This window comes from Nocardia glycosmidis (assembly GCF_052545115.1).
The window spans coordinates 54,262-69,167 of sequence record NZ_JBQWRH010000022.1 but is presented as its reverse complement, the minus strand read 5'-3'; the positions used below and the strand labels follow the sequence as shown (position 1 = coordinate 69,167).

Genomic DNA, 14,906 nt, shown 5'->3' with positions numbered 1-14,906 from the left:
ACAGGGTCAACGATACGTTTCGCCGCGAGAAGCCTTGGCCACCAAGGAATCCGGGGGAGTGAACCGTTCGCCGTACCGCGCTGCCAGCTCGTGTGCGCGCCGCACGAAGCCGGGCAGTCCGCCGTCGTAGCCGTTGATGTACTGCAGTACGCCGCCTGTCCAGGCGGGGAACCCGATGCCGTACAGCGAACCTATGTTCGCGTCCGCGACCGAGGTGAGTACTCCCTCGTCGAAGCAGCGCACGGTTTCGATCGCCTCCGCGAACAACATGCGCTCCTGGAGGTCCTGCAACGGCACGGTGGCCTCCGATCGGAAGGCGTCGCGCAACCCGGACCACAGGCCGAGGCGTCGGCCGGAATCGTCGTAGTCGTAGAACCCGGCGCCAGTCGAACGGCCACTACGCTCGTACGTGTCGATCATGGTGTTCACCACTGCTTCCGACCCGTGCGCGGTCCACGATCCGCCGGCGGCCTCGATCGCCGCTCGCTTCTCGTCGCGGATCTTGCGCGGCAGCGTCAAGGTCAGCTCATCCATGAGTTGCAACGGTGGCGCTGGATAACCGGCCTGCGCACCGGCCTGCTCGATCACCGCCGGATCAACGCCTTCGCCAACGGCGGCGACGGCCTCGTCCAGAAAGGTCATGATCACCCGGCTGGTGAAGAAGCCACGGCTGTCGCCGACGACGATCGGCACTTTGCCGATCTGCTGAGCGAAGTCGAACACCTTCGCCAACGTCTCGCGGGACGTGCACTTTCCGGTGATGATCTCGACCAGCGGCATCTTGTCGACCGGCGAGAAGAAGTGCACCCCGATGAAGTCCTCCTGCCGCTCGACCCCCGCGGCGAGCGTGGTGATCGGCAGCGTCGAGGTGTTCGAGCCGAGCACGGCGTCCGGCTGAACGATGTGCTGAATCTCTTGGAATACTGCCTGTTTGAGCTCGACACTCTCGAAAACGGCTTCGATCACGAAGTCGACGCCCGCGAAATCGGCCGGGGTGGCGGTCGGCTGGATCCGGTCGAGGAGTTCCTTCAAGGCGGCTTCGGTGGTCGATCCCCGCGCAACCGCCTTGGCCTCCAGACCCTCGGCATATCCCTTGCCGCGCAGCGCATTATCGAGCGTGACATCCTTGAGAACCACCTGGATTCCGGCACTCGCGCACACATACGCGAGCGCCGCACCCATCATTCCGGCACCGAGGATGCCGACCTTCGTAGCCGCGAACTTCGGGACGCCGGCAGGTCTGCTCGCCCCGCCTTTGACGGTCTGGATATCGAAGAACGTCGACTGAATCATGTTCTTCGCGATCTGACCGGTGACCAGCGGGATGAAGTACCGAGTCTCGATCAGCGACGCCGCCTCGACATCGACCTGCGCGCCCTCGACCGCCGCGGCGAGGATAGCGCGCGGGGCGGGCAGCGGAGCGCCTTTGAGTCGTCGCCGCAGATTCGCCGCCAATGCCGGCAGCGCCGCGGCTAATTCGGGATCGGCCGGACTACCGCCGGGAATGGTGTATCCCTTGACATCCCACGGTTGCACGGCGTCGGGGTTGGCCTCGATCCATGCCTTGGCCGCGGGCATCAGTTCCTCGGCACTCGGCACGATCTCGTGGATCAGTCCGACTTCCAATGCCTTTGATGATGTGAACCGAGTTCCGGACAGCAGGACGTTGTCCAGTGCGGACCGGACGCCCAGCAACCGCACGGTTCGTACGATCCCGCCGACGCCGGGCAGCAGTCCGAGACCGACCTCGGGCAGCCCAACGACCACGCCGGTGGCCGTGGTGATGCGGTGATGGGCGGCCAGCGCGATCTCCAGACCGCCGCCGAGGGCTGCGCCACTGATGGCCGCGACCACCGGACGGCCGAGCGTCTCGAGCCTGCGCAGTTGCCGCTTCATGTCATCGCAGAAGTCGCTGAAGTGTTGTGCGTCGGCCGGTGTCGCGGCGATCAGGTCGGCCAGGTTGCCGCCCGCGAAGAACGTTTTCTTCGCCGACACGAGCACGACGCCCTTGATGGATTCGCGCTCCCCCTCCAGGCGATCCAGTGTCGAGGCCAGTGACTGCTGGAACGCACCGTTCATGGTGTTCGCCGATGCCGTCGGGTCATCGAGGGTGAGTACGACGATATCGTCGTCATCACGCCGCCAACGGATGGTGCTGATCTGGTTCATCCCGATCTGGTTCATCATTGAATCCTGCTTCCGCTCAAAGACGTTCGATGATGGTTGCGATGCCGATGCCGCCGCCGACGCACAGCGTCACCAGTGCACGCCGTTCCCCGCGCCGTTCGAGTTCGTCGATGACGGTGCCTACGAGCATCGCCCCGGTCGCGCCCAGCGGATGGCCCATGGCGATGGCTCCGCCGTTGACGTTCAGCTTCTCGTCCGGAATCTTCAGGTCCTTCTGGAACTTCAGGACCACCGAGGCGAAGGCCTCGTTCAGTTCGAACAGGTCGATATCGTCCAGGGTCAGACCGGCGATTCCGAGCACCTTTTCGGTGGCCGGTCGCGGTCCGGTCAGCATGATTGTCGGGTCCGCGCCCGATACCGCCGTCGCCACGATCCGCGCCCGTGGTGTCAGACCGAATCGTTCGCCCGCTTCTTCATTGCCGATGAGTACCAACGCGGCACCGTCCACGATGCCCGAGCTGTTTCCGCCGTGATGGACATGTTCGATGCGTTCGATAGACGGATACTTCTGCAGCGCAACGGCATCGAATCCGCCGTTGGCCCCGAGCGCGGCGAACGACGGCTTCAGCGCGGCGAGTGAATCGACCGTGCTGGCGGGACGGCGGTGTTCGTCGTGGTCGAGCACGGTGATGCCGTTGAAGTCTTTAACCGGCACCACCGATTTGGCGAAATACCCACCGGACCAGGCGGATTCGGCGCGTTGCTGGGAGCGCACCGCATAGGCGTCGACGTCCTCGCGGGTGAACCCCTCGATCGTCGCGATGAGATCGGCGCCGATGCCCTGCGGTACGAAATGGAGGTCGTAGACGGTGGCCGGGTCATTGAAAAGAGGACCGCCGTCGGTGCCGATCGGGACGCGCGACATGGATTCGACGCCGCCGGCGAGCACCAGGGATTCGAATCCGGAACGGACCTTCTGGGCGGCGAGGTTCGTCGCCTCGAGGCCCGACGCGCAGTACCGGTTGATCTGAACACCCGCAACCGTATGCGGCAGTCCCGCCGCCAGAGCCGCTGCCTTGGCGATATTGCCGCCCTGGTCACCCACCGGTGTCACGACACCGAGGACGACATCGTCGATGTAGGCGGGATCCAGGTCGGGGAAGCGGACTTTCAGCTCGCCGATCAAGCCGACCACCAGGTCGATCGGTTTCACGCTGCGCAACGAACCGTTCTTCCCCTTGCCTCGGGGCGTGCGAATCGCCTCGTACACGATTGCCTGATTCGGCATGGGCTCTCCTCGGTGACGCCCGCGAACGGCTCCGACGTGCATGCGTCGGCCGCGGAGCGGCCCAGATGTGTGGACGTCGAGACGGTCCGGTGCGGGCAGGTGATCGATAGCCACACTTCTTGTGTGGTCAACCGAAGGTAACCCAACGCCCCACCTGCAGTCAATGCTGACTGCAGGTAGGGATCGGAGGCGCCGAATTCGCAGCCCACCTCGCAGTTTGCGCGCGCCCCGCGACGGCACTCGCGACCGGTCGTGATTTCGTTGCGGGCAATCGATTCACCGGTGCGCGGTTCTACCCTGCTATGGGGAGTCCGGTATACCGGAGTGAATCTCTGATCGGAAGCGATATCCGATATCGCGAGGTATCTGCGTGGCGGTCTCGGGAGCCGAGGATCCCTCGCCTGGACGATGGATGTACTTCTGAGGGATAGCGCGCGGCTGTGACGGACGCCATATGTTCGATCTCGCGGAGTTTGCCTAGTGAACCGCCCCGATGGAAAAAGTACTTCGGATGGAGCATCCAATGCCAACACAGCCGATTGATCATCCCCTCAACCTCACGATGCAAGCCATCCTGACCTATGGCAGCTGGGGGATCACCCTGGTCCTGCTCGCGCTCGCGGTCCGGATGGGGCTGCGGGAGCGAACACCGTTCTACGTGCTGATGGTGCTTGCGGCGATGGTGGCCGCCTTCGCCGAGCCACTCTACGACGTCGGAATGAGTCTGTACTTCTACTCCACCGACGGCATGTTCACCCATTTCACGGCATTCGGTGTGCCACAGCCGATTTGGACACACAGTGGTTACGCGGTGCTGTACGCGAGCGCCGCGATGTATATCGCGCGGGCAATCCGGCGCGGCACACTGACCTCCCGCGGTCTCTACGTCTTCGCGGGCATCGAGTTGGCCATGTCCTCGGCCTTCGAGATGATCGGAATCAACGGCGGCACCTACGAATACTGGGGTCCGCATGCGTTCCGGATTTTCCAGTACCCGCTGGTCATCGGCGTGCTGGAGGCGGCCCAGGTGATCTGTTTCGCGGTCGCGGCGGCGACATTGCGCGACCGGGCGACCCGGCCCTATCACCTGCTCGGGCTGTTTCTGCTGTTCCCCTGCACGTTCTTCATGGCCAACTTCGGCGCCGGTGCGCCCGTGATCATCGCACTGCACCTGGAGCAGCATTCGTCGGTCCTCGTCGCGCTCGCCTCAGTTCTCAGCATCGTCGCGGCGTTGTTGCTGATTCGCACCGCCGCGCGATGCATTCCGGCAGCGATCGGCCGGGAGCAATCCGAACCGGTGGTGGTGGCCGATCAGCGCGACGGTGTCGGCGTTTGAGCCGGAGCGTGTAGGTCGTCGATAATCGTGCGACGCGCCGATTCGTGCAATGGGTAGGGCGTGTAGAGCGTGAATCGGTCGAAGATGTCGGCGAATCGGCGCATGATCTCTGCGCCGATTCTGCTGGTCTCGCCGACTATGGTGAAGGTGTTCAGGACGGCGTCGATGAGTGTCGCCATCGCGGACCACGCGCCCGCTTCGGACAGGGGATGCAGCTCGGTACGCAGGTCACCCCACCCGTCCAGTTCCAATACGGACAGTAGGTAAGTATGGCTCCGTCCGCCACCGCTGCAGTCAGATCTGACTGTAGCTCGGCGTCGGGCCGTACTATCGAGGCATGACCGCCAGTCGAGCCGAGAGCTACCTGCAACAGCAGGAGCAGCGCACCCGGGCCAGTCGTCAGCAGATTCTCGACGCCGCGGTGCGATGCCTGGTCGAATTCGGCTATGCCGGGGCATCGACGTTGCGGATTCAGGAGTTGGCGGGGATTTCGCGTGGCCGCCTGCTGCATCACTTCCCGTCTCGTGACGAGCTGCTCGTTGGGGCGGTGCAGCATCTGGCCGCCAGCCGGATCGCGGAATTGCGCGAGGAGGTCGGCGCGACGATCATCGCGGGCGATAACGATCCGGCCCGTGTCGACGAGGCCATTGCGCACATGTGGAAGAACTATCAGCAGCCATTTTTCTGGGCGTCTATCGAACTGTGGGTGGCCGCGCGGCACAACGCGGCATTGCGGGATGCGCTACGGCCGGCGGAGCGCAATCTGCAGAATGCCATCCGCGAAACAGTCGACGCCATGTTCGGTCCCGTGCTGGCGGCGCGGCCGCGTTATCGGCAAACCGTGGACATTCTGATGTCCAGTATGCGCGGCGTTTCGCTGGCCTACGGCTTCGATCCACGTCGGCCGGATCGGGATCCGCATCTGGCCCAATGGCGCGAGATGGCACGCGTCTTGCTGGCCGAGTGAGCCCACGCGCGTTGGATGTCTCCCGCTTCGAGCCGGTGGCGGCGCTGCGGGCCATCGAACTATGCGCGTCTGGGAAATCGCTCGAACTCGGGGCGGCGCTTCTGCTTATATGCTTCGCGCCCTTCTTGCGCCTCCTCGGTGGCGTAGAAGAGCAGGTTCGCGTCGTGCGCCAGCTGCTGGATGCCGGAGATGCCGTCCTGCGCGGCGTTGAAACTGGCCTTCATCAGCCGCAGCGCGAAGGGTGACATCTGCAGCATCTCGCGGCACCAGGCAATGGTTTCGCGCTCCAGATCGGCGAGCGGCACCACGGTGTTGACCAGGCCCATCTCGACTGCTTGCCGCGCGTTGTACTGGCGGCAGAGGAACCAGATCTCCTTGGCCTTCTTGACTCCGACGAGTTCGGCGAGCAGGCCGGCGCCGAAGCCCCCGTCGAAGGAGCCGACCTTGGGCCCCACCTGGCCGAAGCGCGCGTTGTCGGCGGCGATCGTCAGGTCGCACACGAGGTGCAGAACGTGCCCGCCGCCGATCGCGTATCCGGCGACCATCGCGACAACGGGCTTGGGCAGGCGGCGGATCTGTATCTGTAGGTCGGTAACGTGGAAACGGCCAACGGCGTGGGAATCGCCCGGTTCGGTCAGATAACCGGTATCGCCGCGGACTCGCTGGTCGCCACCGGAGCAGAACGCTTCGGTGCCTTCGCCGGTCAGCAGGATCACGCCGATCGTGGGGTCCTCGCGGGCCTCGGTCAGGGCGTCGGAGATCTCTATCAATGTCTGCGGGCGAAACGCGTTGCGCACCTCGGGTCGGCAGATCGTGACTTTCGCGATGCCGTCGCCGCTGTGTTCGTAGCGGATGTCGTCGTATTCGTGTACCGGCGACCAGGTTATGAGTGTTCCGTCCTGTACATGCATGAGCGATAAGGCCTTTCGATCAGGAGCTGATGTCGATATCGGTTCGTGCGGACGGGAAGGGCTCCGACCGGCGCAAGGAGAGCAAACCTGTCGGAGCCCCGGTCAGGGTGTCGCGCTTACGCCATGGTGAGGCCGCCGCTCACCGACAAGGTCTGCCCGGTGATGTAATCGGTTGCGTCCGAGGCGAAGAAGGCGACGGCGGCGGCCACATCGCTGGGCTGCGCGAGTCGCTTCATCGGCACGCCCCGGGTCATGCCCGAGATGACCTTCTCCGCATCCTGTCCGGCATTGTCGGCGAATTTGCGCAGCGCCGGTGTATCGGTCGGACCGGGGCAGACAGTGTTGGCGGTGACTCCCTTGGTGGCAACCTCGCGCGCGAGAGTTTTGGTGAAGGCGATGATGCCGCCTTTGGCGCCGGAATACACGGCCTCCAGCGAGGAGCCCACACGACCGGCATCCGAGCCGATATTGATGATCCGGCCCCAGCCGCGTTCGATCATGCCGGGTACTACCGCCTGGGTAACCCGGAGTGCGCCTTTGAAATTGATGTCGAGGATGCGGTCCCAGAAGTCTTCGGTGGTGTCGAGGAACTTCATGAAGTCGTCCCAGCCGGCATTGTTCACCGCCACCTCGACTGGGCCGAGTTGCTCGGTGACCGTCTTGACGGCGGCTTGCACCGACGCGGTATCGGTCACATCGACCTGGACGGCGATCGCGGTGCCGCCCGCGGCGGTGATCTCCGCGGCGGTGGCCTCGGCGGCAGTCAGATCGAGATCGGCGATGGCAACGCGGAATCCGCTGGCACCCAGCGTCGCAGAGATTCCTTTACCGATGCCCTGGGCGCCGCCGGTGACGAATGCGACTCGATTGGTCATATCTTCTACTCCGTTGTGTCGTCGGTGACAGGGATTCAGTTGGTAGCGCGGTGCCAGTCGATCGGGCCCGCGGCGATCGAATGGCTGGTGAGCTTGCGCCCCAGCACGTTCTGCGCCTGCAGCGCAGCCAGGATCATCTTCGGGAGATCGATGCCGGTCTCGACACCCATCTCGTGGAACATGCTGATCAGGTCCTCGGTGGCGATATTGCCGGTTGAGCCCGCGGGCACCGGACAGCCGCCGAGTTCACCGAAGCTGGATTCGAAACTGGTACAACCGGCCCGCAGTGCGGCATAGGCGTTGGCCAGGCCCTGACCGCGGGTGTTGTGGAAGTGGGCGGTGACCTCGACACCGGGCAGCCGATCCAGAGCCGCGGCGAAGAACTCCGCGGCGTAAGCCGGATTGCACATGCCGGTGGTGTCGCCGAAGCCGATCTCGCCGGCGCCGCCGGCGGCGAACCGCTCGGCGATGTCGAGCACCCGCGACATCTCGACCTTGCCCTCATAGGGGCAGCCGAACGAGGTCGCGATGACGGCCGCACAGTGCAGTCCCTCCGCGACAATCCGTTTCGCCATGACATCGTTGTCGGCCATCGACTCGGCGACCGTGCGGTTGACGTTCTTCTTGTTGTGGGTTTCCGATGCGCTGACGAAGATCGCGACCTCATGGAACGTGTCGCGCACCCGCAGAGCGTTCTCCAGGCCCCGCGTGTTCGGCACGAGGACCATGAGTGCGACGTCATCGGGGACATCGATCTGATCGAGCACTTCCCGGCCGTCGGCCAACTGGGGAATCACATCAGGCCGCACGAAACTCGCGACCTCGATCCGCTTGACCCCGGACTGCCCGAGCGCATTGACCAGCCGGATCTTGTCGGGTGTCGAGATGTGCTCCGGTTCGTTCTGAAAACCGTCGCGCGGTCCCACTTCCCGGATGTGTACCTGCTTGGGATGGGTCATTTCTGTGGATCCTCTTCCGTTGTGCCCGTCAGGACCGGCGGGAGTGCGTGGCACGCTCGAGTTCTTCCCGGTGTTCGGGGGCGGCCACCGAGATCAGCTGCCGCGCCCGGCCCCCCAGATCGAGACCGCGCAGGGCGGCGATGCCGAATTCGGTGACGACGAAATCGACATCGGCGCGCGCGGTCGTCACCGAGCCGTATTCGAGCCGCGCCTTGATATTCGACTCACTCTCGCGGGCGGCCCGCATCGCGATGATCGACCGTGCCCCGGTAAGCGAAGCGGCCCTGGTGAAATCGGTTTGACCCGCCACCGCTCCGGCATAGATCCGGCCGCGGCGTTCCGCGCCCACCTGCCCGGTGAGGTCGACCTCGATCGCGGAGTTGATCGACACCAACGACCGCAGCCGAACGAGCACGCTCGGATCGTGGGTGTAGCTGGCGGGCCGGAATCCGATCGGCATGGCGCCCACCCGCTCGTACAGTTTCGACGTGCCGATGGCTGTCCCGGTGATCACCATGCCCGTATCGATCTCCTTGCGTGCCCCGGTCAACACGCCCTTGTCGATGAGCCGCAGCACATCGTCGGCGATCATGCCGGAGTGCATGCCGAGGTCGTCGTGACTCTCGAGTGCGAAAAGCACTGCGGCGGGTAGTGTTCCGACGCCGATCTGGATGGTGTCGCCATCGCGGACCAGACTCGCGACGTGGCGGGCGATCCGCCGTTCCACTTCGTCGGGCCGGCGTTCGGCGGCTTCCAGGAGTGGCCGGTCGGTGCCGATCGTCGCGGTGAACCGGCTCAGCGGAATCGTCGGCGCGCCGCGGGTCACCGGCATCTGGCGGTTGATCTCGGCGATCAGCACAGGTGTGTGCTCCACTGCGTCGGCGATGTAGTCGACGCCGATACCCATGGAGCAGTTGCCGGTCGCATCCGGCGGCGAAACCTGCAGCAGTCCCACATCGCTCGGCAGCGCGCCTTCGGCGAACAGCCTCGGTAACGCGGAGTAATGACACGGCACCACATCGAGCAGTCCATGCTTGCTCAGTGTCGACAGCTCGCCGAGCCCGCCGTATGAGGTGACCGAGAGCAGCGGCGGCGGGTCATGGGTGACGGCGCGATTCCAGGTGAGACCCGCGAACGCACGGATCGGGCCGATCTCGCCGACCTGCTCGACCAGTGCGTTCACCAGTGGGGTCGGCTCGGCGCCCGCCTGGTTCCACCGGACGCCCGAGCCTGCCCGGATATGCGGTCGCAGATCGATCATCAGTGCACCCGCTGGACCAGCGTGGCGGTGCCGAGCCCGCCGCCGCAGCACATGGTGACCAGGCCGAGTTCCTTGTCCCGGCGTTCGAGTTCGGCGACGATGGTCGCGATCAGCCTCGCTCCCGTCGCGCCGACCGGGTGACCGAGGGCGATCGCGCCGCCGTTCACATTGACCCGGTCCATATCCGGCTTCAGTTCCCGCTGCCAGGCGAGGACGACGGAGCCGAAGGCCTCGTTGACCTCGAAGAGATCGATATCATCGATCGTCATCCGGTTGCGTTCGAGGATCTTGTGCGTGGCCGGGATCGGGCCGGTCAACATGATGATGGGGTCGACCCCGACCGTGGTCTGATCCACGATCCGCGCGCGGGCCCGAAGCCCGTGCGCGGTAGCGGCTTCCCGGGACGAAAGCAGCACCCCGCCCGCGCCGTCGCAGATCGGCGACGAGGTGCCCGCGGTGACGCGGCCGTCCTCGCGGAACACGGTCTTCAGCTTGGCGAGCGTGGCCAGGTCGGTGCCCGGCCGCACCGTCTGGTCGGTGCTGCGGGTTTGTCCGTCGAGCTCGAGCGCAACCATCTCGTCCGCGAAGCGACCGGCCTCGATCGCGGCGGTAGCCAATGCGTGTGAGCGCACCGCGAATTCGTCCATCTCCGCGCGGGAGATGCCCCACTTGTCGGCGATCAGTTCCGCGCTCTCGCCCTGTGAGACGAAGGAGTACAGCTCACGAAGCTCCGCCGGCCACGGATCGCCATACAACTCCGAAATCCTCGCGGGCGAGTTCATCGGCACATGGCCCATGTGCTCGACGCCGCCCGCGATGACGAGATCGTGTGTGCCGGAGCCGATCAGCGCTGCGGCCAGCTCGACGGCGGTCTGCGCGGATCCGCACCGCCGGTCCAAGGTCACCGCGGGCACCTCGGCCGGGTAACCCGCCTGTAGCCAGGCGTTGCGGCCGATGTTTCGCGACTGCTCACCGAACGGCGCCGTACAGCCGATCACCAGGTCCTCCACCGCCGCGGGCGCGATTGCGCTGCGGTGCACCAGATCCCGGTACACCGAAGACAGGATCGCATTGGGGTGGATATCGCGGTACCAGCCGTTGTCGGGGTGCGACCGGCCGATAGGCGTGCGCACCGCCTCGGCGATGAGTACTTCGCGCGCGGTACGCCGGAACGGCCCCGGTGCCGGGCAAGTCGTCGATGTGGTCATCAGATCACCGTCCCGCCGTCGACGGGAAGAACCTGTCCCGTGATGTAAGCGCCCGCGTCGGAGGCGAAGAAGACGAAGCTGCCCGCGATCTCGCTCGGCTCGGCCCAGCGCCCCAGCGGAATACGCGCCAGGGTCTTGACGGCCAGCTTCTCGTTGGAGCGAATGTTCTCGGTCATGGCGGTCGCGGCCAGCGGTGCGATCGCATTGGCCGTGATCCGGCGCTTGGCCAGCTCTTTCGCGAGCGACTTGGTGAGGCCGATGATGCCTGCCTTCGCTGCCCCGTAGTTGGCCTGGCCGATGGTGCCGGTGAGTCCGGCGGCCGAGGTCACATTGATGATGCGCCCGGTGCCGTCGTCGGGCAGATATTCCAGCGCCGCCTTGCTGCAGACGAACGAGCCCAGCAGGTGGATGTCGACGATCCGGGAGAACGCCTCCTGGTCCAGGTTCGCGAACATGGCGGGGGCGGTCGCGCCCGCATTGTTGACCAGGATATTGAGCGTGCCGTTATTGAGGGCTGCGGCCTGTGCGGCGGCCTCGGCCGCCTGCTGCGCGTCGCGCACGTCCAGGACCGCCGACTGCGCGGCACCACCTGCCGCGGTGATCCGGTCGGCGACCGCGGCGGCCGTATCGCCGTTCACATCCGTAACCAGCACCGCCGCACCCGCTTTCGCGAATGCCTCGGCCACGGCCGCTCCGATGCCGCCGCCCGCGCCGGTCAGCAGGGCCGATCGTCGCGTGAGTCCGAACATCAGTAGCTCCTCGGCAGGCCGAGCACGTGCTCGCCCAGGTAGTTGAGCACCATCTCCTGACTCAGTGGAGCGATGCGGGTCAGCCGGGCCTCCCGGAAGTACCGCGCGACGTGGTACTCCTCGGAGTACCCCATGCCGCCGTGGGTCTGCAGGGCGCGGTCGGCGGCCTGGAAGCCCGCGTCCGCGCAAAGGTATTTGGCCGTATTCGCCTCGCGGGCACACGGTTTGCCGTTGTCATAAAGCCAGGTGGCCTTACGCAGCACGAGTTCGGCGGCATCGAGCCGGGCGAGGGAGTCGGCGAGCGGGAACTGCAGGCCCTGGTTCATGCCGATGGGCCGGCCGAACACGTGGCGTTCCTTGCCGTACCGAGTGGCGCGGCGCAAGGCGGCCCGGCCGATACCGAGCGCCTCCGAGGCGACCAACATCCGCTCCGGGTTCAGGCCGTCGAGGATGTATTCGAAGCCCCGTCCCTCTTCACCCACCCGGTCTTCGACCGGAATCTCGAGGCCATCGATGAACAGCTCGTTGGAGGTGACGGCATTGCGACCCATCTTCTCGATGGGGCGGATCTCCACCTTCGAGCGATCGAGGTCGGTCAGGAACAGGGTCAGGCCGTCGGTCTTGCGCTGGACGTGCTCGAACTTGGTGGTCCGGGTCAGCAACAGGATCTTCTCCGACTCCATCGCCTTGGAGATCCACACCTTGCGGCCGTCGACGATGTAGCTGGGTCCCTCGCGTCGCGCAAAAGTGGTGATCCGTGTCGTGTCCAGTCCCGCACCGGGCTCCGTGACGCCGAAGCACACGTGCAGGTCGCCCTCGACGACGCGCGGCAAGGTGCGTCGTTTGAGTTCCTCGGAGCCGTGCACGATCACCGGGTGCATGCCGAAGATCGACAGGTGCATGGAGCTCGCGCCGTTCATGCCGGCTCCGGACGCGGCGACCTCCTCGAGCAACAGCGAAGCCTCGGTAATGCCGAGACCGTGCCCGCCATATTCCTCGGGCGTCGTAATGCCCAGCCAGCCACCCTTGGCGAACGCGTCATAGAACTCGGTGGGGAACTCGTGGGCCGAATCCTTTTCCACCCAGTACTGCTCGTCGAATTTTCCCGCGAGTTCGCGTACCGCGTCGCGAATTGTCTGTTGATCCTCGGTCAGATCGAAGTCCACCGCACACGTCCCGTCGGTAACTGAGAATTCTTTGGGCCAAATATACAAAAGGACTGACCAAAAGGCAATCTTACTGAGCTGCGGCCACCAGGGGCAGTAGATCGGCCAGCCGCCCGTTCCAGACCGCGGCCGAGCCGAACAGTTGGGCGTCGAGCTTGGCGCGTTTGTAGTAGAGGTGCAGGTCGTGCTCCCAGGTGTAGCCGACCGCGCCGTGCAGGGTCAGCGCGCTGTCGGCCGCGACGACGGCGGACGGGGTCACCTGGGCTTTCGCCACGGCGGCATGGATCGTGCGCTGCGAGTGCTGCTCCTGGACCGATTGCGCGGCGAAGTACACGATCGAGCGGGCGGCTTCAACGGACACCAACATGGTTGCGGCGGCATGCTTTACAGCCTGGAAGGACCCGATCGGCGCGCCGAACTGCTGGCGGGTCTTGCTGTAGCTCACCGCCAGGTCCAGCATTCGCTCCATAGCGCCCAGCGCGTCGGCGGCCGTCAGTACAGCGGCCCGCAGCGCGACATCGGCCAGCGCCGATTCGGCGTCGAGGTCGAGCCGCAGTCCTGCCGCGCCGGTCAGCCGCACGTCAGCAGCGCGGCGCGAGCGATCCAACGTTTTCCGCGGCGCGACGCTTACCGCGTTGTCGCGCGCGTTCACCAGATACAGCCCGGGGCCATCGGGGCCCCGAGCGGGCACGACGAGCAGGTCCGCCTGATCGGCGCCGAGCGAGGTGGCGACCGCGCCGGACAGCGCGCCGTCCTCGGAAATGCGGAACGTCGTGGCCGTGTCGGCGGCGCGTGACGCGTCCACAGCCAGGGCCGCCGTGAGCTCGCCGGACAGGACCTGTCCGGCCGTTTCCGCCGGCAGCAGAGGCGCGGTCAGCACGGCGGCGAACCAGGTGGACGACGGTGCCGCGTGGCGTCCCAGTTCCTCTGCGGTAAGAGCGAGCTCGAGCAATCCGCCGCCCTGCCCGCCAATGGGCTCGGGCAGTCCGACGGCGAACCAGCCCTCCTTGGCGAACTTCGTGTCGAAGACCGAGGAATCGCCGGACTCCAACCATTTTCGGACGGATTCGGGCGGCGCGAACCGGTCCAGCCAGCCGGCGAAGGATTCCCGGAACAGTTCCTGTTCTTCCGTCAGTTCCCAGCGCATGATCTGCGGTCCTGTCGATCGTGACCTGAACTACGCTCTGCGCAGCCCGGGTGAAAAAAGGGATGGATGTTATATTGAGGTCTGACCCTTAGACCAGAGAGTGGGGCATGTGATGCCGAAGGCCGCGGCCAGCGGGGATACGAGCAACCGGCGCTCCGCCATTCAGCTGCAGCCGATGGCGGTCCCGAAAGCGTCGGACGTGCTGGCCACCGAATTACGCGAACGCATCCTCAGTGGCGAATTCGAGGACAATACGCCGCTGCCGCCCGAGCGGGAACTCGTCATCCAGACGCGCATGAGCCGTACCACGGTGCGGGAAGCTCTGCGAATCCTCGAGGTCCAGGGCTTCGTCCGCATCAAGGCGGGGCGCAATGGCGGGGCCTTTGTGCGGCGGCCGGGCGAGCAGTCGATGGCCGACTCGGTGGCGCTGCTCATTCGCGGCCAGCGGATCCGTCTCGCCGCCCTGCTGGAGACCCGCGAGGCGATAGAGCCCTTTTGCGCGCGGCTGGCCGCGCTCAACCGCACCGACGCCGACCTGGTCGCGCTGGGTGCCGCCAACGATGCCATCGCCGACGCGGGCGCAGATCTGGACAAGTTCCTGCAGGCGAATGTCGACTGGCATATCGGGGTGTCGCAAGCCAGCCACAACGAACTGCTGACCGGACTGATGATCGCGCTGTCGCGCGCGATCTACACTGCCACCGCCAATGAGGGCTTTGTCGACGAGGAGGTGCGCGCCACGACTTTGCGTGCCCACCGATCGGTGACGCGGGCGATCCGAGACCGTGATCCCGACGCTGCCGTGCGGCGCATGACCCGGCACGTGCACAACTACGCCAAGGCCGTCCTCGAATTCGAGAAGCGCACCGAGATCCCGCTCGACGGGGATGCGTAGCGCCGTGTCCCGCACCG

At 65.6% G+C, this 14,906-nt stretch carries 14 protein-coding genes; 3 read left to right on the top strand and 11 right to left on the bottom strand.

Going from position 1 to position 14,906, the window contains the following annotated elements; translation table 11 throughout:
- Nucleotides 1–6 precede the first annotated feature (6 nt).
- Nucleotides 7–2,169 (bottom strand): 3-hydroxyacyl-CoA dehydrogenase NAD-binding domain-containing protein, encoded by a 2,163-nt coding sequence (locus ACT86A_RS23915; protein WP_445094469.1) that lies wholly within the window; start codon nt 2,167–2,169, stop codon nt 7–9.
- A 34-nt stretch (nt 2,170–2,203) separates the two neighbouring features.
- Nucleotides 2,204–3,415 (bottom strand): acetyl-CoA C-acetyltransferase, encoded by a 1,212-nt coding sequence (locus ACT86A_RS23910; protein ID WP_445094441.1) that lies wholly within the window; start codon nt 3,413–3,415, stop codon nt 2,204–2,206.
- 523 nt (nt 3,416–3,938) lie between these two features.
- On the opposite strand from ACT86A_RS23910, the gene ACT86A_RS23905 reads away from it, so the two are divergent.
- The gene (locus tag ACT86A_RS23905) at nt 3,939–4,751 is read left to right on the top strand and encodes a hypothetical protein (protein WP_445094440.1); all 813 of its coding nucleotides are present in this window, start codon (nt 3,939–3,941) and stop codon (nt 4,749–4,751) included.
- Here the strand turns inward: ACT86A_RS23905 and ACT86A_RS23900 are convergent.
- On the bottom strand, nt 4,727–5,002 hold the full coding sequence (locus ACT86A_RS23900) for a hypothetical protein (protein WP_445094439.1): 276 nt from the start codon (nt 5,000–5,002) through the stop codon (nt 4,727–4,729). The two genes, ACT86A_RS23905 and ACT86A_RS23900, sit on opposite strands and share 25 nt — an antisense overlap.
- 86 nt (nt 5,003–5,088) lie before the next feature.
- Between ACT86A_RS23900 and ACT86A_RS23895 the strand changes: the two genes are divergently transcribed.
- Nucleotides 5,089–5,718 (top strand): TetR/AcrR family transcriptional regulator, encoded by a 630-nt coding sequence (locus ACT86A_RS23895; RefSeq protein WP_445094438.1) that lies wholly within the window; start codon nt 5,089–5,091, stop codon nt 5,716–5,718.
- Nucleotides 5,719–5,777: 59 nt separating this feature from the next.
- Here the strand turns inward: ACT86A_RS23895 and menB are convergent, their stop codons facing one another.
- The 8 genes from menB to ACT86A_RS23855 all read right to left on the bottom strand — a co-directional run bounded on the left by menB (nt 5,778) and on the right by ACT86A_RS23855 (nt 13,994).
- Nucleotides 5,778–6,629, bottom strand: a complete 852-nt coding sequence (gene menB, locus ACT86A_RS23890; protein ID WP_445094437.1) for a 1,4-dihydroxy-2-naphthoyl-CoA synthase — start codon at nt 6,627–6,629, stop codon at nt 5,778–5,780.
- 116 nt (nt 6,630–6,745) lie between these two features.
- Nucleotides 6,746–7,504 (bottom strand): SDR family NAD(P)-dependent oxidoreductase, encoded by a 759-nt coding sequence (locus ACT86A_RS23885; protein WP_445094436.1) that lies wholly within the window; start codon nt 7,502–7,504, stop codon nt 6,746–6,748.
- A gap of 35 nt (nt 7,505–7,539) precedes the next feature.
- Nucleotides 7,540–8,463 (bottom strand): hydroxymethylglutaryl-CoA lyase, encoded by a 924-nt coding sequence (locus ACT86A_RS23880; RefSeq protein WP_445094435.1) that lies wholly within the window; start codon nt 8,461–8,463, stop codon nt 7,540–7,542.
- A 28-nt stretch (nt 8,464–8,491) separates the two neighbouring features.
- Nucleotides 8,492–9,724: an acetyl-CoA hydrolase/transferase family protein gene (locus tag ACT86A_RS23875; protein WP_445094434.1), complete on the bottom strand. Its 1,233-nt coding sequence runs from the start codon at nt 9,722–9,724 to the stop codon at nt 8,492–8,494.
- Nucleotides 9,724–10,932, bottom strand: a complete 1,209-nt coding sequence (locus ACT86A_RS23870) for a thiolase family protein (RefSeq protein ID WP_445094433.1) — start codon at nt 10,930–10,932, stop codon at nt 9,724–9,726. Before ACT86A_RS23870 ends, ACT86A_RS23875 begins: the two co-directional genes overlap by 1 nt.
- The gene (locus ACT86A_RS23865) at nt 10,932–11,681 is read right to left on the bottom strand and encodes an SDR family NAD(P)-dependent oxidoreductase (protein ID WP_445094432.1); all 750 of its coding nucleotides are present in this window, start codon (nt 11,679–11,681) and stop codon (nt 10,932–10,934) included. Before ACT86A_RS23865 ends, ACT86A_RS23870 begins: the two co-directional genes overlap by 1 nt.
- Entirely contained in the window at nt 11,681–12,847 is a 1,167-nt protein-coding gene (locus ACT86A_RS23860; protein ID WP_445094431.1) for an acyl-CoA dehydrogenase family protein, read from the bottom strand. Before ACT86A_RS23860 ends, ACT86A_RS23865 begins: the two co-directional genes overlap by 1 nt.
- 70 nt (nt 12,848–12,917) lie before the next feature.
- On the bottom strand, nt 12,918–13,994 hold the full coding sequence (locus ACT86A_RS23855) for an acyl-CoA dehydrogenase family protein (protein ID WP_445094430.1): 1,077 nt from the start codon (nt 13,992–13,994) through the stop codon (nt 12,918–12,920).
- 175 nt (nt 13,995–14,169) lie between these two features.
- On the opposite strand from ACT86A_RS23855, the gene ACT86A_RS23850 reads away from it, so the two are divergent.
- A complete protein-coding gene (locus ACT86A_RS23850) occupies nt 14,170–14,889 on the top strand; it encodes a FadR/GntR family transcriptional regulator (RefSeq protein WP_445094468.1) in 720 nt (239 codons plus the stop codon).
- Nucleotides 14,890–14,906 lie beyond the last annotated feature (17 nt).